Annotated in this window: 22 protein-coding genes; 11 read left to right on the forward strand and 11 right to left on the reverse strand. The window is 42.7% G+C overall.

Going from position 1 to position 25,260, the window contains the following annotated elements:
* Nucleotides 1-370 precede the first annotated feature (370 nt).
* On the reverse strand, nt 371-3,034 hold the full coding sequence (locus R2Q85_RS06880) for a valine--tRNA ligase (protein WP_316811014.1): 2,664 nt from the start codon (nt 3,032-3,034) through the stop codon (nt 371-373).
* Between the two features lie 21 nt (nt 3,035-3,055).
* Between R2Q85_RS06880 and R2Q85_RS06885 the strand changes: the two genes are divergently transcribed.
* On the forward strand, nt 3,056-3,424 hold the full coding sequence (locus tag R2Q85_RS06885; RefSeq protein WP_316811015.1) for a hypothetical protein: 369 nt from the start codon (nt 3,056-3,058) through the stop codon (nt 3,422-3,424).
* On the opposite strand, the gene R2Q85_RS06890 is transcribed toward R2Q85_RS06885, so the two are convergent.
* Entirely contained in the window at nt 3,397-5,553 is a 2,157-nt protein-coding gene (locus tag R2Q85_RS06890; protein WP_316811016.1) for a S9 family peptidase, read from the reverse strand. The genes R2Q85_RS06885 and R2Q85_RS06890 overlap by 28 nt on opposite strands.
* A gap of 75 nt (nt 5,554-5,628) precedes the next feature.
* On the opposite strand from R2Q85_RS06890, the gene R2Q85_RS06895 reads away from it, so the two are divergent.
* On the forward strand, nt 5,629-6,501 hold the full coding sequence (locus R2Q85_RS06895; protein ID WP_316811017.1) for a DMT family transporter: 873 nt from the start codon (nt 5,629-5,631) through the stop codon (nt 6,499-6,501).
* A gap of 219 nt (nt 6,502-6,720) precedes the next feature.
* Here R2Q85_RS06895 and R2Q85_RS06900 read toward each other — a convergent pair whose 3' ends face one another.
* The 5 genes from R2Q85_RS06900 to eat are packed head-to-tail and all read right to left on the reverse strand — an operon-like array spanning nt 6,721 to nt 12,675.
* The gene (locus R2Q85_RS06900) at nt 6,721-8,085 is read right to left on the reverse strand and encodes an aldehyde dehydrogenase family protein (RefSeq protein WP_316811018.1); all 1,365 of its coding nucleotides are present in this window, start codon (nt 8,083-8,085) and stop codon (nt 6,721-6,723) included.
* Complete coding sequence (locus R2Q85_RS06905; RefSeq protein ID WP_316811019.1) at nt 8,082-8,798, reverse strand: gamma-glutamyl-gamma-aminobutyrate hydrolase family protein; 717 nt, start codon at nt 8,796-8,798, stop codon at nt 8,082-8,084. The genes R2Q85_RS06900 and R2Q85_RS06905 overlap by 4 nt, the downstream gene beginning before the upstream one ends.
* Nucleotides 8,799-8,825: 27 nt before the next feature.
* Entirely contained in the window at nt 8,826-9,974 is a 1,149-nt protein-coding gene (locus R2Q85_RS06910; RefSeq protein WP_316811020.1) for an iron-containing alcohol dehydrogenase, read from the reverse strand.
* 29 nt (nt 9,975-10,003) lie between these two features.
* Nucleotides 10,004-11,362: a glutamine synthetase family protein gene (locus R2Q85_RS06915; RefSeq protein WP_316811021.1), complete on the reverse strand. Its 1,359-nt coding sequence runs from the start codon at nt 11,360-11,362 to the stop codon at nt 10,004-10,006.
* Nucleotides 11,359-12,675, reverse strand: coding sequence for an ethanolamine permease (eat, locus tag R2Q85_RS06920; protein ID WP_316811022.1), 1,317 nt, complete (start codon nt 12,673-12,675; stop codon nt 11,359-11,361). The genes R2Q85_RS06915 and eat overlap by 4 nt, the downstream gene beginning before the upstream one ends.
* 177 nt (nt 12,676-12,852) lie before the next feature.
* Here eat and R2Q85_RS06925 point away from each other — a divergent pair, with 177 nt between their 5' ends.
* Entirely contained in the window at nt 12,853-13,158 is a 306-nt protein-coding gene (locus R2Q85_RS06925; RefSeq protein WP_316811023.1) for a hypothetical protein, read from the forward strand.
* On the opposite strand, the gene R2Q85_RS06930 is transcribed toward R2Q85_RS06925, so the two are convergent.
* The gene (locus R2Q85_RS06930; RefSeq protein WP_316811024.1) at nt 13,151-13,486 is read right to left on the reverse strand and encodes an MmcQ/YjbR family DNA-binding protein; all 336 of its coding nucleotides are present in this window, start codon (nt 13,484-13,486) and stop codon (nt 13,151-13,153) included. The two genes, R2Q85_RS06925 and R2Q85_RS06930, sit on opposite strands and share 8 nt — an antisense overlap.
* 54 nt (nt 13,487-13,540) lie before the next feature.
* Between R2Q85_RS06930 and mnmD the strand changes: the two genes are divergently transcribed.
* Genes mnmD through mazG form a run of 5 tightly spaced genes read left to right on the forward strand, consistent with a single transcriptional unit; the run spans nt 13,541 to nt 17,479 of the window.
* Nucleotides 13,541-14,209, forward strand: a complete 669-nt coding sequence (gene mnmD / locus R2Q85_RS06935; RefSeq protein WP_316811025.1) for a tRNA (5-methylaminomethyl-2-thiouridine)(34)-methyltransferase MnmD — start codon at nt 13,541-13,543, stop codon at nt 14,207-14,209.
* Between the two features lie 37 nt (nt 14,210-14,246).
* A complete protein-coding gene (locus tag R2Q85_RS06940) occupies nt 14,247-15,200 on the forward strand; it encodes an aldo/keto reductase (protein WP_316811027.1) in 954 nt (317 codons plus the stop codon).
* Between the two features lie 47 nt (nt 15,201-15,247).
* Nucleotides 15,248-16,360, forward strand: coding sequence for an AI-2E family transporter (locus R2Q85_RS06945; protein ID WP_316811028.1), 1,113 nt, complete (start codon nt 15,248-15,250; stop codon nt 16,358-16,360).
* A gap of 6 nt (nt 16,361-16,366) precedes the next feature.
* Nucleotides 16,367-16,663, forward strand: coding sequence for a hypothetical protein (locus R2Q85_RS06950; RefSeq protein ID WP_316811030.1), 297 nt, complete (start codon nt 16,367-16,369; stop codon nt 16,661-16,663).
* Between the two features lie 9 nt (nt 16,664-16,672).
* Nucleotides 16,673-17,479, forward strand: coding sequence for a nucleoside triphosphate pyrophosphohydrolase (gene mazG / locus R2Q85_RS06955; protein ID WP_316811031.1), 807 nt, complete (start codon nt 16,673-16,675; stop codon nt 17,477-17,479).
* On the opposite strand, the gene R2Q85_RS06960 is transcribed toward mazG, so the two are convergent.
* Nucleotides 17,476-18,765 carry a DEAD/DEAH box helicase gene (locus R2Q85_RS06960; RefSeq protein WP_316811032.1) on the reverse strand — a complete coding sequence of 430 codons (1,290 nt, stop codon included), beginning with the start codon at nt 18,763-18,765 and terminating at the stop codon, nt 17,476-17,478. The two genes, mazG and R2Q85_RS06960, sit on opposite strands and share 4 nt — an antisense overlap.
* A gap of 220 nt (nt 18,766-18,985) precedes the next feature.
* On the opposite strand from R2Q85_RS06960, the gene R2Q85_RS06965 reads away from it, so the two are divergent.
* On the forward strand, nt 18,986-21,349 hold the full coding sequence (locus R2Q85_RS06965; protein ID WP_316811033.1) for an ATP-binding protein: 2,364 nt from the start codon (nt 18,986-18,988) through the stop codon (nt 21,347-21,349).
* Between the two features lie 11 nt (nt 21,350-21,360).
* Here R2Q85_RS06965 and R2Q85_RS06970 read toward each other — a convergent pair whose 3' ends face one another.
* Nucleotides 21,361-22,581, reverse strand: a complete 1,221-nt coding sequence (locus tag R2Q85_RS06970; RefSeq protein WP_316811034.1) for an ABC transporter permease — start codon at nt 22,579-22,581, stop codon at nt 21,361-21,363.
* Nucleotides 22,582-22,661: 80 nt separating this feature from the next.
* Here R2Q85_RS06970 and R2Q85_RS06975 point away from each other — a divergent pair, with 80 nt between their 5' ends.
* Both R2Q85_RS06975 and R2Q85_RS06980 read left to right on the forward strand, forming a co-directional pair.
* On the forward strand, nt 22,662-23,888 hold the full coding sequence (locus R2Q85_RS06975) for a DUF1343 domain-containing protein (RefSeq protein ID WP_316811035.1): 1,227 nt from the start codon (nt 22,662-22,664) through the stop codon (nt 23,886-23,888).
* A 95-nt stretch (nt 23,889-23,983) separates the two neighbouring features.
* Entirely contained in the window at nt 23,984-24,196 is a 213-nt protein-coding gene (locus R2Q85_RS06980) for a hypothetical protein (RefSeq protein WP_316811037.1), read from the forward strand.
* 1 nt (nt 24,197) lies between these two features.
* On the opposite strand, the gene R2Q85_RS06985 is transcribed toward R2Q85_RS06980, so the two are convergent.
* Nucleotides 24,198-25,247, reverse strand: a complete 1,050-nt coding sequence (locus R2Q85_RS06985) for a DNA topoisomerase IB (RefSeq protein ID WP_316811038.1) — start codon at nt 25,245-25,247, stop codon at nt 24,198-24,200.
* Nucleotides 25,248-25,260 lie beyond the last annotated feature (13 nt).

Consider the following 25,260-nt stretch of genomic DNA (forward strand, 5'->3'; position numbering starts at 1 on the left):
GAAAAATCGCTATGCTGCTTCACAGAAGGTAATTTTTCTTTCAAATACCACTCTCCCCTGCTTTCGGTGTGCCTGGCTTGTTTCTCTATGGTTTCTATATACCTTCTATATGTTTGATATATATTTGATACATGAGCGGATAAGGGAAAGATATAGCAAATTTAGGGGAAGTATAAAGAAACAGGTCAGGCATTGCAGATGCAAGGTCTGGCAGGTCGTAATGATAAAAGAAACAGGGCGGCTAAACATTCTGCTTAGCCGCCCTGTTTGAAAGAAAATATGCTTTCTCTGAAGAGGCATAGGCTTCATTGAGATTTTTGACAAAAAAACTCAGTTATACCAGCTTCAAAAGAGAATGGCTTATTTTCCCTTATTTTAACGCTGTTAAACTTTCTTCAATGATCTTTATTTTCCCTTCTGCATCAGCCTGCTTATTCCTTTCATTCTGAATAATTTCCGGCTTGGCATTCTGCACAAAACGTTCATTACCAAGCTTGGCATTAACCGATTTCAAAAAGCCCTGTAAATAAATGAGTTCAGCATTTAAGCGTTCCCTTTCCACATCAATATCAATAGCCTCATTCAAATGGATAAAGAACTCATCGTTTCCTACCATAAAGCTTACGGCACCCGGAATTTTATCATTTACCAGTTCAACCTGGCTAATGTTGGCCAGCTTAAATACAATATTTAACCACTTTTCGTAATCCAGCGTAGAATTCACTTTAATGGCAAGCGGCAAAGCTTCCTTCGGGGAGATCTGTTTTGTATTTCTCACGTTCCTGATCTCCGCAACCAATGTTTTGATCACTTCAACATCCTTCAGCAAAACAGGATCAACCGCACCTACCACAGGGTAACTGGCAACAATACAGCAATCCATTTCAGTCTTTTCACCAAACAGTTCATCATGCCAAAGTTCTTCGGTGATGAACGGCATAAAAGGATGCAGCAAGGTCAATATGCGTTCAAAGAAACCAACTGTTGCTTTTAACGTTTCTTCATCAACAGGATGCTGATAAGCAGGCTTAACCATTTCCAGGTACCAGGCACAGAAATCGTCCCATACCAGTTTGTAAGTAGCCATTAAGGCTTCCGATAAGCGATATTGCTTAAAGTTATCTTCTATTTCAGCAAGCGCCTCATTAAAGCGGTTTTCGAACCATAGAATGGCTTGCTGATTCGGATTCTCAAGATTGGCGTCAAGTTCCCAGCCTTTTACCAATCTGAATGCATTCCAGATCTTATTGGCAAAATTACGGCCCTGCTCGCAATAGCTTTCATCAAACATCAGGTCATTACCAGCCGGCGAGCACAACAGCATACCAACCCTGACACCATCTGCGCCATATTTTTCAATCAGACCAATCGGATCAGGAGAATTACCTAAAGATTTTGACATCTTACGCCCCAATTTATCTCTGACAATACCCGTTAGGTAAACATTGGTAAAAGGTTTCTGGCCCCTAAATTCATGGCCGGCCATGATCATCCTGGCCACCCAGAAAAATAATATCTCTGGTGCAGTAACCAGATCGTTGGTTGGATAATAGTAATTGATATCTGCATTATCCGGGTTCTTAAAACCATCAAATACAGAGATCGGCCATAACCAGGAGGAGAACCAGGTATCCATTACGTCAGGGTCCTGTTTTACAAATGGTGCCAGCTGATTTTTACAACCAGCTTTCTCCTCCACAGTAAATGACCCATCAGGATCTTTAAGTTTTAGAAATTCATCCAGAGCTCCTTCTTTGGTTTTTGCTACTACCCAATTCCCCTGGTTATCGTACCAGGCGGGTATCTGCTGACCCCACCATAACTGGCGGCTGATGTTCCAGTCACGTACGTTCTCCATCCAGTGGCGGTAAGTGTTCACAAACTTTTCAGGGATCAACTTTACATCCCCGTTCAGGACATCTTCTAAAGCAGGCTTTGCCATCTGGTCCATCTTACAGAACCATTGCATAGATAGTTTTGGCTCAATAGCCGCGTCAGTACGTTCAGAAAAACCTACCTGCGATTTGTAATCTTCCACTTTGTCCAAATGACCAGCCTCGTCTAATAACTTCGCAATCTTTTTCCTGGCAGTAAACCGGTCTTCACCAACCAGGATCACAGCAAGCTCGTTTAAAGTACCATCATCATTTAAAATATCAATAACAGGCAGTTTGTGTTTAACACCCAGTTCATAATCGTTCAGATCATGCGCCGGTGTAACCTTTAAACAGCCTGTGCCAAAATCCATCGTTACATACTCATCCTCTATCACCGGAATTTCTCGGTTAATCAAAGGAACAAATACCTTTTTACCTTTCAGGTGTGTATAGCGTTCATCCTTAGGGTTGATACAGATCGCCGCATCCGCCATAATGGTTTCAGGGCGCGTGGTAGCAATGGTAATGAAATCTTCCGATCCCGAAACCGTATACCTGATGTAATACAATTTCTGGTTCACTTCCTTACGGATTACCTCTTCATCAGAAACAGCAGTTTTACCTGCCGGATCCCAGTTCACCATACGGATGCCACGATAAATCCAGCCCTTTTTGTACAAGTGGATAAAACTATCGATCACTGCATCAGACAAATCATCTTCCATCGTAAAACGCGTACGGTCCCAGTCGCAGCTGGCTCCGAGCTTTTTGAGCTGATCAAGAATGATACCTCCGTATTTCTCTTTCCATTCCCAGGCATACTTTAAAAATTCTTCCCGGGTAATGTCAGCCTTGTTGATCCCTCTTTCCTTAAGCATCGCAACTACCTTCGCCTCTGTTGCAATAGAAGCGTGATCGGTACCAGGAACCCAGCATGCATTTTTACCTTGCATGCGGGCCTTGCGGATCAAAACATCCTGAATGGTATTGTTCAGCATATGCCCCATATGCAAGACCCCAGTCACATTTGGTGGAGGAATTACAATGGTATAGGGTTCGCGCTCATCCGGTTCTGAATGAAAAAACTTTTTGGAAAGCCAGTAACTGTACCATTTATCTTCTGTTGCCGCCGGATCGTATTTTGTGGAAATGCTCATTATTTTGAAAAGTATCAGATTTTGAGGCGTAAAATTAGTGAAAAAAATACAGATGCTATTCGCCTCGCCAAACATTTTGCGGAAGGGCAAGGGAAAAAATACAGCTGCTGTTCGCCTCCGCAAAATCCTGAAGCGGATTTTGAATGCCGGCTCGCAGCACTGAATTTTTTGGTAAAAAGAAGGACAGTACTAGTGGCACCGTCCCTTAATCGTTTAGAAGGAAAATCACCTTCTCAGACGAGACATAGTGTTTGTTTCTACTCCTGTTTAGAAGGAAAATTACCTTCTCTGAAAGGGCCTCGCGTCTCCGCGCTTCTTCAGCGCGGTTATGCAGCCCTTGAAGAGAACGGTTATTTTCCCCGTTATTTTTTCAGATACAAATCAAAATAATCTGTCACTTTCTGATACAAATGCACCCGGTCTTTACCCAATACATTATGCTCATGTCCCGGATAGATCATATAATCTACCTGCATCCCTTTATCCACAGCGTGTTTCACAAAATCAACCGAATGTTGCTGCACCACAACCGGATCCTGTTGCCCATGGATCAGCAGTAGCTTCCCCTTCAGCTGATCAACCCGGTTGCTCAGATAAGTAGCCGCGTATCCCTCCGGATTTTCCTGTGGGGTATCCATATAACGTTCGGTATACATAATCTCATAAAAAGCCCAGTTGATTACCGGTCCACCAGCTACCGCAGCTTTAAATACGCCTGGGTGCGTCAGCATAAAATCTGTAGTCGCAAAGCCACCAAAGCTCCAGCCAAATAGTCCCATATTTGAAGCATCCACATAAGACTGACTCTTCAGATAATCAACTGCAGCCATCATATCTTCCATTTGTACCTCACCAGCGCGACGAAACATCGATTGCTCAAAAGCCTTGCCCCTGTTGTCACTGCCCCTCACATCAACCGTAAGCACCACATACCCCCTTTGCGCCATATAGCGCGACCAGTAATCCCCCGCTCCTGCATTCCAGCCGTTGGTGATCAGTTGTGCATGTGGGCCACCATACCAATAAACTACTACAGGATATTTTTTACCGGTATCATAATTCAGCGGCTTATACAAGTTCAGATACAGCTCATCCCCCGATTTGCCCTTAATGGTAAATATGGCAGACTTCTCTGTTGCATAATCAGCCAAAGGATTCGCTGCCTTTAACAAAACTTTAGCCTTGGACGAAGCCATTTCCACCAGCTGTACCACCCTTGGCTCATCCGGTGTACTGTAAATATCAATCACTGAATTTCCTGAAGTACTGACTTGTGAGTTGTGCACCGCAAATCCCTGGGTAATTCTACGCGATTTACCTGATTTCACATTCAGCACATATAAATTCCTGGTAATTGGTGATTCTTCAGTTGAAACATAGAACAGCTGACCACCTTTGGCATCAAAACCCTTGACATCCAGCACTTCCCAGTTACCTTTGGTTAATTGCTGAAGTACTCTACCCTTTAAATCATACAAATAAAGATGGTTCCATCCATCCCTGTTACTTTGCCAGATAAATTTAGAAGGATCATTCTTTAAAAACAGCATCGGCACCAGTGGCTCTACATACTTCTCCTCTTTCTCTTCAAACAAAGTTTTAATAAATTCTCCAGTCAGCGCATCATACTGGTTCAGCTTCATATGGTTTTGTCCACGGTTCAGAACCGCTATATAAAGATATTTATCGTCCGGGCTCCAGGCAATATTGGTTAAATACTGCTCAGCCGGTTCGCCGGTTTTTAAGTAAACCAGTGCTTTAGTATCTGCGTTGTATACACCAACTGTTACCTGATGACTTTTATCTCCGGCCATCGGATATTTAATGTTTACATTGTGTGCAGGCCTGCTGGTCCAGTCAATGATCGGGTAATCCGTAACCATAGTCTGGTCCATCCTGTAAAAAGCAAGCTGCCTGCCGTTATTGCTCCAGAAAGTTCCTTTGCTGATTCCAAACTCCTCCCTGTGTACAGATGAAGCATATACAATATCTTTAGTCCCATCAGCAGTTACCTGTTTCTGATCCGTACCTCTGCTTACAAACAGGTTAAAATTATCCAGGTAGGCCACATAGCCAGCCTTACTTTCCTCCACATTACTTTTAGCAAAAACAGATGAATCAACAAGCACATTTACCTTATTGCTAACCGGGTTTAACGCGATTTTACTACCGTTCAGGTTCAAAATCCATTCCAGCCCCTGGTTAAACTGTACCAAAGGCATCATCTTTAAAGTATCCATTTGTGCAGTTCTTAATTTCTGGTTTAACTGCGCCAGGGAAAGAAATGGCTGATCGGAAACCGATTTTGCATTACCGCGAAACCATACCGGCAAATTGCCGATACGTTTGGCATATACATAATCCTCCGTTCCATATACAAATTGAACTTGAGATAAGTTTTCAGGCGCAAGCGTTGTACGCGCGTTGCTGATGGCATCCTGCATGGTCAATTGCTTTTTTTGGGCAAAACTGCCTAAAGCAAGAGCTACCAGCTGTACCAGTAAAATCAGTTGTTTCATTATAAAAAAAATTAGTTGCGCCAAACTTAGATAAAATGTAGCAAATATCATTCTTTCTTGCCTTACCTTTGCTGTGTGAAGAACATCTTTATCGGTTTACTTTTTGCAATGCTGTGGGCCTCAGCATCTGTAGCAACCAAATTCGGCATTTTGTCGTCACCTCCTTTAATCCTGGGCAACCTGCGTTTCTTTATCGCAGGTTTTGTGTTGCTTGGCTTTTGTTACCTGATCAGTAAAGACAAACAATACCGTTTGCCCACCTATACAGAGTGGCGGCAATTGGCTATATTTGGCTTTCTGAACACCACGGTATACCTTGGCTTATACGTATATGCCATGAAATATACCGCAGCCGGCATTGGCAGCCTGTCCACCTCTACCAATCCGCTACTCATTGTACTGCTCTCCTCCTGGCTAATGGGCCGCCGGCCGGCAAAGGCCGAGATCATCAGCATCATTATTGGCATGCTTGGTATAGGCCTGGCCACTTATCCACTTCTTAAAAATAGCGACACCACCATTTCCGGGGTAGCCATATTGATGTTAAGTATGGTTGCGGTATCCTTTGCCAGTGTCTATTACGCAAGGATACAATGGACGCTACCCAATTTACTGATCAATGGCTGGCAGGTAACCTTGGGCGGATTATTTCTCTTGCCTTTTACGCTTACATTTAGTGATTTTTCTTCTTTAAATTTTGACCACAGATTCATCTATTCAGTATTGTGGCTTAGTTTCTCCGTTTCCGTTGTAGGGCTGATCTGCTGGTTCTATCTGTTAAAAATCGATACCGTAAAGGCATCCCTATGGCTTTTTCTCTGTCCATTATTCGGTTTTTTTTATGCCTGGTGGCTACTGAATGAGCCAATTACGCTATACACAGTTTTTGGTACCTTTATGGTGATCATCGGGCTGTATATTGGCCAGCGAAAAAAATTAATGTCCTAAAATCACACCGCGGACCCTCTCTTTTATAACAAAAATTTGAAAGGTTACACAATAATATTTGTTAAAATATGTTAAATAGGTATAAAATGCGAAGAGATGAAATCTATAAATGTATTTTCCTTTACCGGTACCATCCTCAGGAAACTTGGACTCACCAAGCTTTACTACTGGTTTAACAAGTAATAGTTTTAGGATATAAGGTGCTTGTTTAAGAAGCAATCAGCTCCTCAAATGCCAGGCCTTAGGCTTGGTAAAAGCACGAAAACCCTGATGAGAAAGTGTGTAGCCGATACCAGAATGCCGTCTGCCGCTCCAGGGCAGCCCGGCACTTACCCGGTCGCAGCAATTCCAGTAACCAGTACCTGAATCAATCTGCGAAAGGATATTTTCAGCCCTTTCCCTGCTTTCCGAGTAAACCGCAGCAGTCAGGCCGTAAGCAGTATCCTGCATCAGATAAAGTGCTTCTGCATCATCATTCACCTTCATAATGCCAATGATCGGACCAAAGCTTTCTTCCTGCATCAGTTTCATATGATTGGTTACATTGGTCAGAACAGTAGGTTCAAAATAATTGCCTGTGCCACTCTTCCTTTTACCACCTGTTAGCAACACAGCGCCATTTTGCAGGGCCTCTTTAACCTGAAGTTCCAATACCGTCAGCTGTTCACTTCTGGTCAAGGCCCCTATATATACTCCATCCTCAGTTGGAAGCCCTGTTTTCCAGGATTCCACTTCTTTTACAAAAGCCGATACATAATCATCGTAGACTTTTTCATGCACATAGATCCGTTCTACCGCACAGCAACTTTGTCCGTTATTGTAAAAAGCACCATCGGCCGTACCGGCAGCTACTGCAGTAATATCTTTTACATCATCCGCAACATACAAAGGGTCTTTACCACCCAGTTCCAGCTGGCAGGCAACCATTTTTGGAGCCACACGCTCATAAATATGTTTTCCCGTGCGGTAAGATCCGGTAAAGAAATACCCATCAAAGTTCATGTCCAGCAAATGTTCGCCTGTTTCTTTGGCACCTATAGCAATTTTAAATACATCATCAGGTAATCCTGCCTGCTTCAATAATTTTTCTATTTCTAACCCGGTTAAAGTTGCATACTCAGAGGGTTTATACATCACTCCGTTGCCAGCCAATAGTGCCGGAATAAAAACGTTTACCCCCACCAGGTAAGGATAATTCCAGGCCGAGATGTTGCAGATAATGCCCAGCGGACCGTAGGAGATCTTTTCTTTCAGTTCCGGTGTATCCATCACCAGCTCCTCAGAAAGGTATTGGACCGCATGGTCCAGCATCCATTTGATCCTGGTCCTGGCACCGTTAATTTCATTCCGGGCCTGTTGTAAAGGTTTACCTACTTCAGCAGTAAGTATTGCGGCAAGCCGTTCTTTTTCTACATCCAGCAAATGGTAAAACTGCGCAATTACAGCCAGGCGTTCTGTCAAACTTCTGGCGGCCCAGTTCTTTTGCCCCATTTTGAGCAAATTTCGTTTATGCGCAAGCGATTTGCTGTCGTCCTCTTTTACCGTTGTAATAATTTCTTCTGTAGCCGGATTTACAATGTTCATCGTATATGGTTTTTCACTTCCTTAACAAACTGTTCTTTAATCTTTTGGGATAACGGATTGAGTTCCTTTTCTCTCATTCGCTCCGGATGCCATTGCACTCCGATCATAAAAGCCTTATCGCTTTTATCTTTAAATTCGAGTGCTTCTATAATTGGGTTTGGTGTATCAGCATAAGCGCTAACCATCAGGTTATCACCTAACTTATCAGGCTTTACAGACTGGTGATGCGCACTGTTTACTTCCCCTCTTTTCTGGCCTGTAATTGCATACAATAAACTATGGGTATTTACAATTACCTCATGTACCTTATCGTCCGTCTCCTTTTTATGCAAGCGGTTCAGCTTTTCCCCATTATCTTCAAAAACTTTTCCGCCCTCCATGATATTGATGTACTGCATCCCTCTGCATATACCCAATACCGGGATTTTTGCTTCCTGCGCGTAACTATAAATTAAGCGTTCAAACTCATCTCTTTCCGGCAAAAACTCATCCGGACGGTAAGGATACTCTTCCGCACCTCCATATATAGCAGGCAGTACATCAATACCACCAGTAAGTACAAAACCATCACAATCTTCAATATCTGCCCTATTGTTCCTTTCAAAAGAAAGTTCCACCAGTTCTGTCTCTTCCCCTAAATCCTCCGGTGTAAACCAGTTCCAGTAGTTCTGAAAATTGGCTTCCGTATAACTTATCCCTATTTTTTTCTTCATTGGCTGCTTTTAACAATTTTACCATGACTAAAGCGCCTTTAAATATAACTTTTTAAAATCTTCCCGCGATACTGGCTTTGGATTATTTGGATGTGCAAAATCGGCTGCAGCCAGATCGGCCAGTGTCTCTATATGTTCCGCTTTAACACCGATATCCCTTAAATGATGCGGGAGGTGCACCTGCGTATTTAAATCAAAAAGGTATTGAACCACGGCCTCACCAGTCTCATTTTTCAGTTCCAGCGTCCTGGCAATGCGGCGGAATTTATCCTCAAAACCTGCAATGTTAAATTCCATGCCATAGGGTAGGTTCACTGCATTCGCCAGCCCATGGTGCGTATCCAGCAATGAAGAAAGCGGATGCGCCAAAGAGTGTACCACACCCAGGCCCTTTTGAAAAGCTATGGCCCCCATCATAGCCGCCATCAGCATTTTGCTCCTGCTTTCCAGGTCGGGCTTATTGGTGGCCCTTTCCAGCGCATCTTTAATCAGTGATATACCTTCCAGTGCAATGCCATCGCAAAGCGGATGTGGATTTTTAGCCAGAAAAGCCTCCATATTATGGGTAAGTGCATCCATGCCAGTCGCCGCGGTAACAAAAGGTGGCAGGTCCATGGTCAGCAAAGGATCTGCAAATACGATCCTGGCCATCAGCTTAGGTGAAAAAAGAATTTTCTTCTGATGGCTTTCATCATCGGCGATAATGGCACTCCTTCCCACTTCACTTCCAGTTCCGGAAGTGGTTGGAATGGTGATAAAATGGGGTACCTCATTGGTCACAAATACATCACCCCCAATCAGGTCATCGTATTTAAAAAGATCTTCTCTATGGTTTACCCGCAATACAATGGCCCTGGCCACATCCAAAGCTGCGCCACCCCCAATGCCAATAATGCTGTCCCTGTTGGTCTTGTCCCAGATCTCCGTTCCCTTATACACATCACTTTTTACCGGATTTTTATGGATGTCATGAAACACTTCGACCGAAATGTTGTGTACCTGTAAATCCTGTACAATCGTTTTAAAAAAGGGCAATGTGGCAATTGTCTGGTCAGTCACAAGCAAGGCACGCCTTAACCCGTTTTGCGCCAGATATGCCGGCAATTCCTTTACCGCGCCCGCCCCAAAACGAATGGTTGTAGGGAAATTATATTGATATACTTTGTCAAATGTCATGATCTATGGTTGAAATTACACCGAAAAACTTATATGATCTCAAAATACCGCTTTAGCTCCCAGTCGGTAACTGCTTTGGCATACTGCCTGCACTCCCACTCTCTTGTCAGTGTAAAATGTTCTACAAACCGATCTCCAAACAACGCTTTGGCAATAGCAGAATTTTTCATCAGCTGGGTGGCCTCCAGAAGACTGCCTGGCAATATACCGTTTGAAAGATCTTTATACCCATTGCCAGTTGTAGCTGTTTTTTCAAGTTTCAGCTCATGTTTAACCCCATATAAACCGGCAGCCAGGCATGCTGCCAGTGCCAGGTAAGGATTCGTGTCTGAGCCCACTACCCGGGTTTCCAGTCGGGTAGCCTTGGCATTGCAAGGCAGGGCTCGCAAGGCTACTGTCCGGTTGTCTATACCCCAGGTTAATGTAGTAGGTGCCCATGCTCCTTCAACCAATCTTTTGTAGCTGTTGATGGTTGGTGCAATCATCGGTAATATATGTGGCAGACAATGCAGCTGTCCTGCGATATAGCTCCGCATCAATCCGCTCATCTTATGCGGGTCCTCCGCTTCATAAAACAAGTTATGCTGTGCATCTTTATCCCATAAACTCTGGTGTACATGCCCACTGCAGCCCGGCAGGTTCTCACTGATCTTAGCCATAAAAGTAGCCATAATACCATGCTTGTAGGCAATTTCCTTCACTGCTGTTTTAAACAGCACCGCTTGGTCTGCAGCCTGCAAAACCGGGGCATATTTAATGGCTGCCTCGTATACACCCGGTCCGGTCTCCGTATGTAAGCCCTCTATTGGAACACCAAAACGGGTCAGCAAGTCAAACAGATCAGACATATAAGCATTCTTTAGCGTGCTTCGTAAAATAGAATAGCCAAACATACCCGGTGTCAAAGGCGTAAGTCCTGAAAAATTCTTCTGCTGTGCAGTATCTGGTGTTTCCGAAAAATTGAACCACTCAAATTCCTGTGAAAAATAGGGCTGGTAGCCCTGTTGTTCCGCGTCGGCCAGCACTTTACGCAACAACTGCCTGGGGCAGGCATAACCGGCCTTACCGGCCTCATCTACAAAATCACCAAGAAAAAAGGGAATGTCATTTTCCCATGGTATTTTGCGGAAGGTATCCAGGTCAATTTTTACCGGTGCATCCGGATAGCCGGTATGCCAGCCCGTATATTTCACATTATCGTAGGCTACATCGCCCATGTCCCAGCCAAAAGTTACATCGCAAAAGCCCAGCCGTCCCTCTACAAGCGCAACAAATTTTTCAGCAGCCAGATATTTACCCCTTAACACCCCATCTATATCTGTTACCGCAAGCTTTACCTTACCAGATGGATGTTGTTTAACATACGCTAATAACTCTTGTGTTGTCATAGTTCAGCTTTTTTAAAGATTCGGTACAGTAAAAAGGTGATCACCAGAATGGAAAAATAAATAAAGCCCAATAGGGGGTTAAAAATAAACATAGCCAGGATAGATATAGTGGCTATGACTAAGGCAATAATTGGAAAAGCGGGGTAAAAAGCGACGCTGAAGGGGCGTTGCAGTTCTGGTTGTTTTTTTCTGAGTACCATAATCGATATCATGGCGATAATGTATAGTGTTAATGCACCAAAAACAGAAAGAATAATGATCTCCGAAGTTTTACCCGACAGCAGGGCCAGGATCCCAATTACCATATTCCCGATCAATGCATTGGCAGGAGTATGAAAGCGCGGAGAAATTTCCCCCAAAAAGGAAGGAATGTTGTGTACCCGCCCCATCTCATAAGTAGAGCGGCCAGCGGCCAGGATCAGGCCGTGAAAAGAAGCGACCAAACCAAATAAGCCTACAGTGATCAATAAATGATACATGGCATGATTATTCCCGGTGATTTTAGCCAGTGCCAGGGGTAAAGGAGAATCCGATGTTTCGCCACCTGTGCCATTTTTATACACAATTGCTTCCCAGCCGGCAATCCCGGTTGCAGTAACAAATATCATGATGCAAAGGATGGCTAGTGTAAATATGGCCCAGCCAAAACCTTTACCAATGTCTTTCTGTGGGTTTTTGGTCTCCTCGGCCACATTGGCAATCCCCTCAATCCCGAGAAAAAACCAGATGGCAAAAGGTATGGCGGCAAATACCCCGCCCCAACCATTAGGAAAAGCATTGTGTGTCAGGTTTGCCATTTCAAACTTAGGCGCGGCCAGGCCCGAAAACAACAAGAGCTCAGCTACTGCCAGTACAGTTATAATCACTTCGAAAGAGGCCGCAGCTTTAATCCCGTAAATATTTAAGGCCGTAAAAATAAAGTAAACCGTGATTGCGCTGGTCAATATCGGAACCTGCGGAAAAAAAGCATTAAAATAGGCGCCAATAGCAAACGCAATGGCTGGTGGGGCTAGTATAAATTCAACAATCTGGGCAATACCTGCTATAAAACCGATATTCCTCCCCATTGCCTTATTCGCATAATCAAACACCCCACCAGCCTTTGGAATGGCACAGGCAAGTTCTGCATAACTGAAAGTAAAGGTAACGTACATCAGCATGACCGCCAGTGTAGCAATGGCCATTCCTCCTGTACCACCCTTTTCCAGCCCCAGGTTCCAGCCAAAATACATTCCTGAAATCACATACCCCACACCAAGCCCCCAAAGCATAAATGGAGTTAATGTTTTTTTTAAGCCTTTATTTTGTATCATTTTGGTTGATCTTGATGGTATGGCTGTAAAAGTAACGCTGCTATAAATATAATATAAATACTATTTCTACAATTACATTTCATTCCTTAACAATAAAAAAATTAATTGATGGAATGCAGCATACCTGTCAGCATTCTTGGCAAAGTTCTTGCATATCTGAAACCATAAACACAATTGATGACCACAATCACTGTATTGGCAATTATTGATTTTGAGGCAAGGCCCAAGGCACCCCTTACCCGAATGATGAATGAAAGGCTGGAAGGTTTTGCTGCAGATTTGCAGGCATTCCTGGATAAGGAATTGCAGGATGTTAAGGATATGGAAGACCTGGTGATTTACCTGAGTTACAACAGCAATTATACCATCCGCTGGATGATTGTAAATGATGTACCCGCAGCAATTACCAGTTTGGTATCAAACAAGTGTGCAAAGCTTGGATACATTGCCTGGAAGGGTGTAGATTTATACAAGTTTAAATAAACCCGGCCTGCAATTTTTTGGACAACTTACTTAAAACAAGCTTTCGGGATTCAGTAATCCGGCTTTGCAGTTCGGCAGATGGAAGGGCATTAAGATTTTCCAGTACTACCCATTGTCTCTTTGCAAAATGCGGTGCCTGCTTAATTCCCGGCCTTGCGGTTAAGCCATCAAAATCCTCCTGGTCACACTTCATGCACAAATGCCCGTTTTCCAGTGAGGCCAGTACAAAAATCTTTTCTCCGATCATGAAACACAGATGGTCCCATTTCATGCCTTCTGTCGTTCCTTTTAAACTCAGACAATAGTCTCTTAATGATTCAATATCCATGGCACTTAATTAATAAGGTCTAAAGTTAAAAACTATTTTCTCTAAGTTTGCTTAATGAACAAGATCACCTTAACTGCCGACGGTTCCAATACCTTATATAACGAAAGCATTGGCGAGCATTACCATTCCAAACATGGCGCCCTGCAGGAAAGCAAGCACGTATTTATAGATGCGGGCTTAAAGCATGCCATCAGTAGTTTTCCGGAACAGGAAATCAGTATACTTGAAGTGGGTTTTGGCACCGGACTTAACTTCTTGCTGAGCGCTGCCCACTGCGCCGAAAACCAGGTTCTGCTGAAGTACACGGCACTGGAAGCTTTTCCGCTACAAGTAGAAGAACTGGAATCGACCGGTTACCATAACTACGTACCAGAAGCCATATGGAACGGAATGATCAGCAACTATGGTAAGGCACTGCAACAAGCTGTAAACGTTCTTCCTGATCAGCAGCTTAAAATTGTACACACTTACCTGCACCGGTATGAAACGAGCCTGCAGTTTGACCTGATCTACTACGATGCCTTTTCCGTACAACATCAGCCTGAAATGTGGACAGAAGAAATCATTGCCCATGCCTGCAGTTATTTAAAACCAGGAGGTGTTTTTGTAACCTATGCCATTACCGGCAAACTGAAACGCGCCCTGAAAGCTATCGGTTTTATCCTGGAAAAGTTACCCGGTGCCCCTGGAAAAAGAGAGATGCTAAGAGCAACAAAAGGATAGTTCAATTGTTAAACTGATAACAAATAAATTCAAGTTCATGAATAAAAGACAATTAGGCCAGTCAGATCTGGAGGTTTATCCCATCACCTTTGGCGGAAATGTATTTGGATGGACCATAGATGAACAAACCTCGTTCGGAATACTGGACGGATTTACTGATGCCGGTTTTAACTTTATAGATACTGCCGATTCGTATTCACACTGGGCACCTGGAAATAAAGGCGGAGAATCTGAAACCATTATAGGCAACTGGATGGAGCAAAGAAAAAACCGTCAGCAGATGATCATTGCGACAAAGGTTGGATCTATTCCCGGTTCAACAAAAAAAAGCCTGGCTAAAGATCACCTTATTAAATCCGTAGAGGGATCTTTAAAACGACTAAAAACCGATTACATAGACTTGTACCAATCCCATTATGATGATCCGGAAACACCAATAGAAGACACCCTTGAAGTGTATGATCAGCTGATCAGGGCAGGCAAAGTACGCTGGATAGGCGCATCCAACTTTTCGGCAGCACGTCTTACCGCAGCATTGGAAACCGCTGAAAAATTAAAACTGCCCAGGTATCAAACCCTGCAGCCCGAATACAATTTATACCAGCGCGAAGCTTATGAGAAAGAACTGGAGCAGGTAGTAATTGACCATCAGCTGGGTATGATGAACTATTATGCACTGGCCAGCGGTTTTTTAACAGGAAAATATCGTTCGGAAGCCGATCTGAATAAAAGTCAGCGTGGCGGGGGCATAAAAAAATACCTGAATGAGCGTGGGTTTAAAATATTAAAGGCATTAGACCAGGTTTCGGAGCAGTACAACGCAAACCAGGCCAGCATAGCATTGGCATGGCTGATCGCAAAACCCTCCGTTACTGCTCCTATTGCCAGCGTAACCGACCTGACACAGCTGGATGAGCTGGTTAAAGCCGCTTCATTAAAATTAAATACAGAAGACATCGCCATACTTGACGAAGCCAGCGATTGGCAATAAAAATTAAATTTTTTGGTAATTTACATCTTTAATTAATCCAGCTGCTCATGACACAAGTATCTCTACCCTTTTATACCAAACTGGCCATGGTGCTGTTTTCTATTATTTGCGCAGGTTACCTGGCCATTTTAGGGCAAACCATTCTGGCACCATTGCTCACTTCATTTCTACTAGCCTTACTGCTATTACCAATGGCCAATTTTCTGGAGCAGAAATGGCGCTTTAAAAGAAGCATTGCCTCCATTATATCGGTAGTGTTGATGATTGGGGTGATCTCTTCGATATTATACTTTCTGGCCAACCAGTTAACCGACTTATGGAAGGACTGGCCATTGCTGAAACACCAGGCCGAAACCTCATTTCATGATGTTCAGCAATGGATATCCAGAACATTTGGGGTAAATACACAAAAACAGATTGACTACCTGAAAGACAGTGCCAGCAGTGCTGTAGCTACCAGCGCCACCGTATTGGGTGCAACCTTGCTCACGGTTTCTTCTACCCTTTTGTTTTTGTCCTTCCTTTTATTGTTCACCTTTTTCATCCTGAACTACCGGGGCATTCTTTTTAATTTTCTGAGCTCGGTTTTTGAAGAAAAACATCAGCAAAAAGTGAGTGAAATTGTAAGACAAATTCAATACATCATTAAAAAGTACATTACAGGCCTTTTCCTGCAGATGCTTATTGTTACCGTCCTGATGATATTCACGCTATGGATATTAAATGTAAAGTACGCGGTATTGCTTGGATTGATCTCCGGGATTTTCAATATCGTGCCCTATCTGGGTATATTTACCGCACTGCTGATCAGTGTACTGATCACTTTTGCGACTGCAGGAGCAGCCAAGGTTTTATTGGTTGTCATTGCTTTTGTGAGTATACATGCCCTTGATGGCAATGTACTGATGCCTTTGGTGGTGGGCTCTAAAGTAAAGATCAACGCCTTGTTCGCTTTTATCGGCATAGTAGTAGGTGAAATGATCTGGGGCATATCAGGTATGTTTTTATGTATTCCTTACCTGGCTATGCTTAAAATTATTTTCGATAAAGTTGACCAGTTGAAACCCTGGGGGATTTTACTGGGAGGAGAAGAGAAACCACAGAAGAAAAGACGGGTTTACCGGATTACCAAAAAGATCAAACTGGAAGAAAAAGAATAATATATCATGGCAGAAAGCAAATCGCCCCACATTCTGAATACCTCGGCAACTTTACTGGGCCTGTGCTTTATCGTATTGACTTCAGTTAAGGTTTCAAAAATGCAGGACAGTACACTGATTGATGAAACCACAGCCCTGGCCATTATTTTATTTATGACGAGTTCGATTCTTTCCTTCCTCTCTATGCGAAAAGAAAAGGGCGTGAACGACCGTTTGGAAAAAATTGCCGATTTTATATTCTTATCCGGCCTGGTTGTTCTTTTTTTAACCACAATGATGGTTACCTTTAACATTGTAAATTAATATTGCCCAATGCCTAATCACATCGCCCCCCTAACTGCAGCAGATTCATCATCAGCTTTTCAAAGATTACTTACAGTGCTGGACACCCTACGCAGGGAATGCCCATGGGACAAGAAACAAACCATGGAAACTTTAAGGCACCTGACCATTGAGGAAACCTATGAATTGTCTGACGCCATTATCGAAGGCGATCTGGAGGAAGTAAAAAAGGAGCTTGGTGATGTGATGATGCACCTCGTATTTTATGCACGCATTGCCTCAGAAACGAATGATTTCACGATTGTAGACGTGCTGAATGGCGTATGCGATAAACTCATTAACCGTCATCCACACATTTACGGTGACCTGGAGGTGCAGGATGAGCATGATGTAAAACGCAATTGGGAAAAGATAAAACTCAAGGAAGGCAATAAATCGGTTTTGGCAGGCGTACCTGCCGGCCTGCCCTCATTGGTAAAAGCCAGCCGCATCCAGGAAAAAGCACGTGGTGTTGGCTTCGACTGGGAAGATAAATCCCAGGTTTGGGAAAAAGTAGAAGAAGAAATGCAGGAATTTAAAGCAGAGTTTAATGTGGCAGACAATACGGCTATTGATGTGGAAAAAGCAGAGGGAGAATTTGGAGACCTGCTTTTCTCTTTGATCAACTATGCGCGTTTCATCAATATCAACCCTGAAAATGCCCTGGAAAAAACCAATAAGAAATTCATCAAGCGTTTCCAGTACCTGGAAAGCAAGGCCAAAGAAAATGGCAAAGCTTTACAGGATATGACGCTGGCCGAAATGGACGTATACTGGAACGAAGCAAAGAAGGTTTAACCGTGCTTCTTCTTCATCGTCATCTTTGCCTTCTGCCCTATCCCATAATTATGGGTTTTTGAATTGCTTTCTTTCTTTTCATGGAAAGCACCACCACCCTTAGGAGCATTCAGCTCTTCTTTTTTAACTTTAACCGCAGCAGCTTTAACAGATCTATCAATCACCAAATCTGCAGGCAAATCCACCACATCGATCTTTTTACCCATCGAATGTTCAATTTTTCGTACTTCAGCAAGTTCCAGGTCGGTCGCAAAGGTAATGGCTATCACCTCTTCTTCCCCATCTTTCACCACTCTGCTCAGGAACGTTTCCTTCTCTTCCGGAACCTCAAAATGGAACATGAAATTAATGCCGGAAAGGTCGAAGCCAGAAAAACCTTCATTAGCCACAATTAAAACACGTGCATCCGGGGTATCTTTAAAATCATCGATATGATCAAAACCTTCCTCATCAAAAAACAAAGGATTCAATACTGATACGGCACCTGGCCTGGCAGTATGCAGGTTCTTGGATAATTTTTGAGCAGTTAAGCGTGTATTCACAAATACCACTACTTTATCAAACACCTCGTCATCTCTTAGCAGATAGTTCAACAGATTAACTTTTGTTTTGAAGTTCGGCACCTGGTACAGCAAAAGCTCATGCGTTTCTGCTTTACTTTCCCCCAATTCTTCCACTTCAATTGTCACAGGAAAATTCATAAACTGATCAATCATCAGGTTCAGTTTATCATGAACCACTGTAGTAAATATAAGATGTTGTACTTTACCCGCACTTCTGGCCAGTTCCGCAACAGGCAATTGCATGCCCTGCTTTACGATCGCTTCAGCATCATCTACAATAAAAATCTCAAGTCTGTTTAAGTTTAATCCCAGTTTAAGGTAAACTGCGCGGGCCCTTGTTGGCGTCGCCACAACAATGTCAATACCATCTAAAAGCGTATTGATCTCCTCTTCCATACCACCCGTACCATATAAACCAATGATCCGCAGGTTCCTGTTTTTGCTCAGCAGCATAAACTCAGCAATCACAGCCTCCACGCGCTCGCCATCAGGCACCAGGATCAGCACTTTTGGAGCTTCATCAGTACTGTACTTTAGCTTCATTAAAACACCCAGCACGTAAGTAGTAGTTTTACCGCAACCTTCCGGGCCAATGGCAATGATATCCTGTCCACCAATAATTCTGGACATCGTTTTTGCCTGAATTTCCTTTGCAGAGATATATCCTGCATCATTCATTGCTGCTACCAGCGGCTTACTGAGTTTTAATTTATCTAACGACACTTTAATCTTTATTAACGTAATGAGCTGGCAAATTTACGTAAATAACTGATATAAACCTCTGCTGCCTGATTTTACCCACATTACGCTACTAAAAAGAGATTTCCTGACGAATGTCAGATGAATTTTGTAAATTTCCTTGGTTTTTAACTTTTTAATTACCATATCTTTGCGCGCAAATTAAAAACACTACATTTTTAATTAATCGTGATAATAATTCTTAATGAGGGTAAGGAAGTATTTTTATAGCACGTTGCTTTTGCTTTGCTGCTGGACAAATTATGGTTTTGCAATAACTGATGCACCTGCTCCGGCTGCAAGAGGTGGCATAATGGATCTTCGTGAGCAATCACTGGATGACAAAATTGCGCTCAACGGCGAATGGATCTTTTATTGGCAACAGCTTATTGGCCCTGGAGACCGCAGTCCGGGTATAGGAGAACTGGTTAACTTCCCTTTTCGGTGGACCGACGAAACTGAGAAAAAAAACTATCCCACATTTGGCTACGCTACCTATCAGTTAACTGTACTGTTACCGAAAAATGCGGCTCCCCTTCGGCTTGCCATGCCAGAAACTTATTCTGCCTATCGCCTCTTTATCAATAACCAGGAAATAGCAGTTAACGGCAGGGTAGCTAAAACCGCAAAAGACTTTACACCCTACTGGGAAACCAAAATCCTGGAAATCCCCCATCATACAGATACACTGCACATTTTGCTGCAGATAGCGAATTTCAGCCATAGCAAAGGCGGAATAAAAAAGCCTTTATTTATCGGAAATAAAGCAACTGTCATCTTAAAAAATAAACAGGCAGAAGCCATTGACCTGCTGCTAACCGGCTGTCTGATCATGGGTGGGCTTTTCTTCCTGGGCCTTTACCTGATGGGGAACAGGGATAAAGCAATTTTATTATTCGCCTTATACTCCATTGTTTACAGCTACCGGGTTATTGGAATAGACAATTATGTACTGCATACCATAATACCCAATCTTAACTGGTATCTTACCGTCCGGCTGGAGTATTTAAGCTTATTTTCAGGAATTGGCTTGTTTGCCTTATATACGCGTTACTTATATCCAAATGAAATCAATGTCATCATTGTAGGCACCATCTCGGTAATTTGTTTTGGTTTTTCTCTGGCTGTGATCTGTTTAACCCCGGTGTATTTCACCCAGTTGATCAACCCCTTTTTAATTGTTATGATATTTTGCCTCGTGTACGTACCTTATGTATATACACTGGCTTACAGGAGAAAGCGACCGGGTGCCATTTATACATTAATGAGTGCCTTTGCATTAATGCCCGTTTTTGCCATTTCATTACTCCACTACTGGACGTTCATCCCACCGTTTCAGCTGGTCTCCTTCCTCTTCTACATCAGTTTCTTTTTCCTTCAATCCTTAATACTGTCACACCGGGTATCTTTTGAACAGAAAACAGCCAGAGCCGAAGCCGAGCAGGGCTTAAAAGCCAAAAGTGAATTCCTGAGCACCATGAGCCATGAGATCAGGACACCGTTAAATGCAGTGATCGGGATGAGCCATCTACTGTTAAAGAATGCGCCAAGAGCGGATCAGAAAGAACAGCTTGATGTCATGCTTTTTTCGGCCAACAACCTGCTTTCCATCGTAAACGACATATTGGATTACAATAAAATTGAAGCAGGTAAAGTCTCTTTTGAACATATTGAGATGGACATTTCGGCCATCGCCGGAAATATTGTTTCAGGGCTCCAAAGTTCGGCAAATGATAAAGGCATAGAATTGACATTGCACGTTGATCCCATTTTAAAAAACAAATTAATGGGCGATCCCACACGCAGCTCCCAGGTGATCACCAACCTGGTACATAATGCCATAAAATTTACAAATAAGGGCTCTGTAGAGGTGAGGCTAATTGTTGCCGCACAAACAGAAAGCAGCATCACCTTAAATATCCAGGTTAAAGATACCGGCATCGGCATTTCAAAAGACAAACAGAAGGTTATTTTCGATCGTTTTACCCAGGGCGATTCTTCCACATCCAGAGGTTTCGGTGGTACAGGACTGGGACTTTCCATCTGCAAAAGGATCCTGGAACTGCAAAATTCATCCTTAAGCCTGATTAGCGATGAAGGCAGGGGCTCTACGTTCTATTTTATACAAACTTTTGAGAAAAGCACCAAAAAACTGAAACATCTGGATCCAGAACAATTGCCAAATGAAAATGATAAACCACTTACAGGCATCCCCATTTTACTGGTAGAAGACAACCTGATGAATGTTCTGGTAGCCCAAAAATACCTGGAGCGCTGGGGAGCAACAATTGATGTTGCACTAAACGGACAGGAAGCACTAGAGAAACTGGATGTTAACAAACACCGGCTTATTTTAATGGATTTACACATGCCGGTAATGGATGGTTACATAGCTGCCGCAAAAATGCGTGAAAACGGAATTAAGATACCTATAGTTGCCCTTACCGCCAATCTTCCTGATGAAATAGCACTAAGAGTAAAGGAAGCCGGCATTGATGATATGGTGATCAAACCTTTTCTGCCCGATGAATTGTACAGAAAGGTACTGCATCATATTTTCAGTCTGTAGTAAAAACCAGATCATTTAAACCTGATGGCCTTTAAAGGACTGATCCTGCTCACCAGCATAGAAGGAAGGATCAGCACAATAACACAAATCACCATGGTAGCCAGGTTCAGGATCAGCACATCCATAAAATGAAGTTCTATCGGTACATAAGACAGGTAATAAGAAGACTGGTCCAGTTTGTAGATGTGCGTATATTTTTGCAAAAAGCCCAGGCCTAAACCCAGCAAATTACCCAACAATAAACCCAAGCCAACCAGGTACATGGCATTGTACAAAAATATTTTCATTACACTGTAATCTGTCATGCCAAAAGCCTTCATAATGCCAATCATATTGGTACGTTCCAATATCATGATCAGCAGAGCAGTAACCATATTGATCACACCAACTACCATCATTAATACCAGCAACACCTTGGTATTGACATCCAGTAAAGACAGCCAGGTAAAAATTGCCGGGAAATATTCAGAAACTGATTCCGATTTCAGCTTCAGTTCCATGTTTTCATAAATATGGCCCGATACCTCTTTCAACTTAGAGAAATCTTTAATTCTGATCTCCAACCCACCTATTTCTTCAGGCTTCCAGTTGTTTAACCGGCGTATGATGTTTAAATCACCAATTACAAAATTCTTATCAATCTCTTCCACACCGATATCATAGATTCCTACGATCTTAAAGGGACGTTTGCGCGGAGGGTTTTGTACAAAATACATGATAAAATCGTCACTAACCTTCAGTTTTAAACGATTTGCCGTAAACTGGGAGATCAGGATCTGTTTACTGGCCTTTACACTATCCGTAAAATCAATTACAGCGCCACTAACCAGATGCTTGCGGATGTAATCCCAGTTAAATGTTTTGTCAATTCCCTTAAAATTAATACCCTCCACCTCATTATTGGCTGATATAATAGCTGGCTTAGTAGCATAGGGCTGATAAAACTCCACCTCCGGATTATTTTTCAACTGGGTTAAGGTTTCCTTTGCCGGAACAAAAGGAGAAAGCTCAAACGAATTGTTTAAATCATACTTGAAAACCCTTACATCACCAATATAACCCCTTACTTTTTCCTGTATTTCAGTTTTGAAACCTTTTATAATGGCTACAGAAAGCATCATCACAGCCAGACTGAGCATTACCCCCGCTATGGCAATGCGAACAATCAGTTTAGAAAAAGTACGCTCCGATTTGATGGCTATCCGCCCTGCTATAAAATATTCTGTATTCAATCTTTTGCAATAAATTGTAACTTAGCAAAAATGGTTATTTGATTTCGATTTAAAGTATATAAAATAAAAAAGGTTCTTAAATGACACGATCCATAGCAAGCATCCTTAACATCGTCCTGATTTCATTCATACTTCAGGCATGTGGCCCCTCAACCTCAGTAGCTTTTAATCCTGGGAAAGGAAAACTCCTTACCGGAGCAGAACAAACGCATCTGTACGTTCCCTATTTAAAAGGTAAACGGGTAGGCATGGTGGTAAACCCCACTTCAATTATTGGCAAAGCAACCACAGTTGACAGCCTGCTAAAGCTTGGTGTAAACATTGTAAATATATTTGGGCCTGAACATGGATTTAGAGGCAATGCCAGCAATGGTACCCATGTAGATGATGAGATTGACCAAAAAACCGGGATCAAGGTTATTTCCTTATATGGAAAAAACGCTATCCCCTCTAAAGAATCTCTTGCAAAAATAGATGTTATGGTATTTGATATTCAAGACGTAGGCGTGCGTTTTTACACCTATATCAACACTTTACAACACGTAATGGAGGCCTGCGCAGCCAATAACAAAGAAGTTCTGATCCTGGACAGACCTAACCCAAATGGGTTTTACATAGATGGCCCGATACTGGACCCGAAATTTAAATCAGGCATTGGTTTAAAACCAATCCCGGCGGTACATGGATTAACAGTTGGCGAATATGCCCAGATGTTAAATGGCGAAAACTGGCTGGACAACAAACTGAAATGCAATATCAAGATCATCAAAGTGGCCAATTATACGCATGACACGCCGTATGAATTACCGGTAAGCCCGTCGCCAAACCTCAACACAGCCCAGTCAATTTTACTGTATCCAACTACCTGTCTATTTGAGGGTACTTATTTAAACTATGGTCGTGGAACCCAGTTTCCATTCACCATAGTAGGTGCACCGGCATTAAAAGGTAAGTACAGTTTTTCCTTTACACCAATAAGCATCAAGGGGATGTCAGAAAGTCCTTTGTTCATGAACCAGGTTTGTTATGGCCTGGACCTGAGAAACTATGACACCAATAACTTCAGGAAAACCAAACAGATCAACCTGGGCTGGATGATAGAACTCTATAAAAATTCACCTAATAAGGCCGATTTTTTCAACTCCAAACTGAGCAAACAGATGGGTACGATCGAAAAATTGATTGGCGTTGCAGATTTCAGACAACAGATCATTGCGGGCAAATCAGAAAAAGAGATCCGGGCCAGTTGGGAACCAGGGCTGAGTAAATACAAAACAATGCGTAAAAAATATTTGTTGTATCCATAGGAAGACAAAGAAAAAGCTTATACGATCGTCATCTCGAACAAAGTGAGAGATGACGGCTCTACCCTGACGACCGCTTTACTATTAAAACAACAACTATGAACAACGCAGCTAAAAAGAAAAACGAAAGTCCGGGCAGCAATTACCAGGAAGAAATTCCAAAAGACAAAGTTCCTGCCGGCGATAAAGCCGTAAAAAAACCGGAAGACAAAGACTATAACCGGGATAACGCACACTTTAAAAACCCGGCTAAAAAAAGGGAAGAAAGCGAACAGCCGGTACATCCCATAAAAAAAGCACCAAAAGAATAAACTACAGTTTATTCTTTTGGGCTGCTTTTAAAAATTTCATCAGCACTTTCTCGTCATTTTCTAATACTTTAATCGTATTTGGCTGATCTATATGGATCATATTCAGGTATTTTCCCAGCTGGCCATCTTCAAAGGCCTGCAACAGCAAGGGGTATACATACGAACTTTTACACACCGCACGCGTATTACCCAGCTTTCCGGCTACACAATCCAGCACTTCAACAATCACTTTCTTTTTAGGCTTTTCATCAACTAGACTATTGCATCTCGCCAGTTGCCTTAGCGCCTCCAGCGTGCCGCCCCAGGTGCGAAAATCTTTAGCGGTAAAATCACTGTCTGTAATCTCCTTAATGTAATTGTTAATCCTGCCAGAATCAACAGGTTTATGTTCATTGCCATTGGTATAATATTGAAAAAGATCCTGTCCAGGAATGTCTCTGCATTTTTTTACCAGCCTGCTGAGTGTTTTATCATTCAGCAGTACTTCCTGCTTTACCCCTTTTTTTCCAACAAAACTAAGTTTCATGGCATGGCCATTAATTTGCACATGCTTATCCTTTAGCGTACTCAATCCGTAGCTTCCATACAATTGTTTATAAGCTTCATTGCCTACTCGGATCAGTGTTTTTTGCATTACCTGTAAACAAATGGCCAGCACTTTCTGTTCATCCAGCTCCTTCCTTCTTAAGTCTTTAGCAATCCTTTTACGGGCAACGGGCAATACTTTCCCAAACTCCAGTAACCTAAAATACTTACTGTCCGACCTCCGGGAAGTCCAGTCAGTATGGTATCTATATTGCTTTCGGCCAGCAACATCAATACCAGTAGCCTGTAAATGCGCATTTTTCTTTGGCGCAATCCATACATTCGTCCAGGCCGGCGGCAAAACAAGCGCTTTGATCCTGTCGAGTTTACCGGCATCCGTAATCCGGTTCCCGTTGCTGTCAACATAATAAAATTTTCCGGGCTTCCCCTTTCTGTATATCCCTGGCTGGCTATCTGTTAAGTAAACCAAACCACTTTCTTTAATTTCCTCAAGGGTGCCTGTCATACGGTTTGTCTAA

It is taken from the genome of Pedobacter heparinus, from assembly GCF_032678725.1.
In the GTDB taxonomy this organism is placed as follows: Bacteria; Bacteroidota; Bacteroidia; order Sphingobacteriales; family Sphingobacteriaceae; genus Pedobacter; species Pedobacter heparinus_A.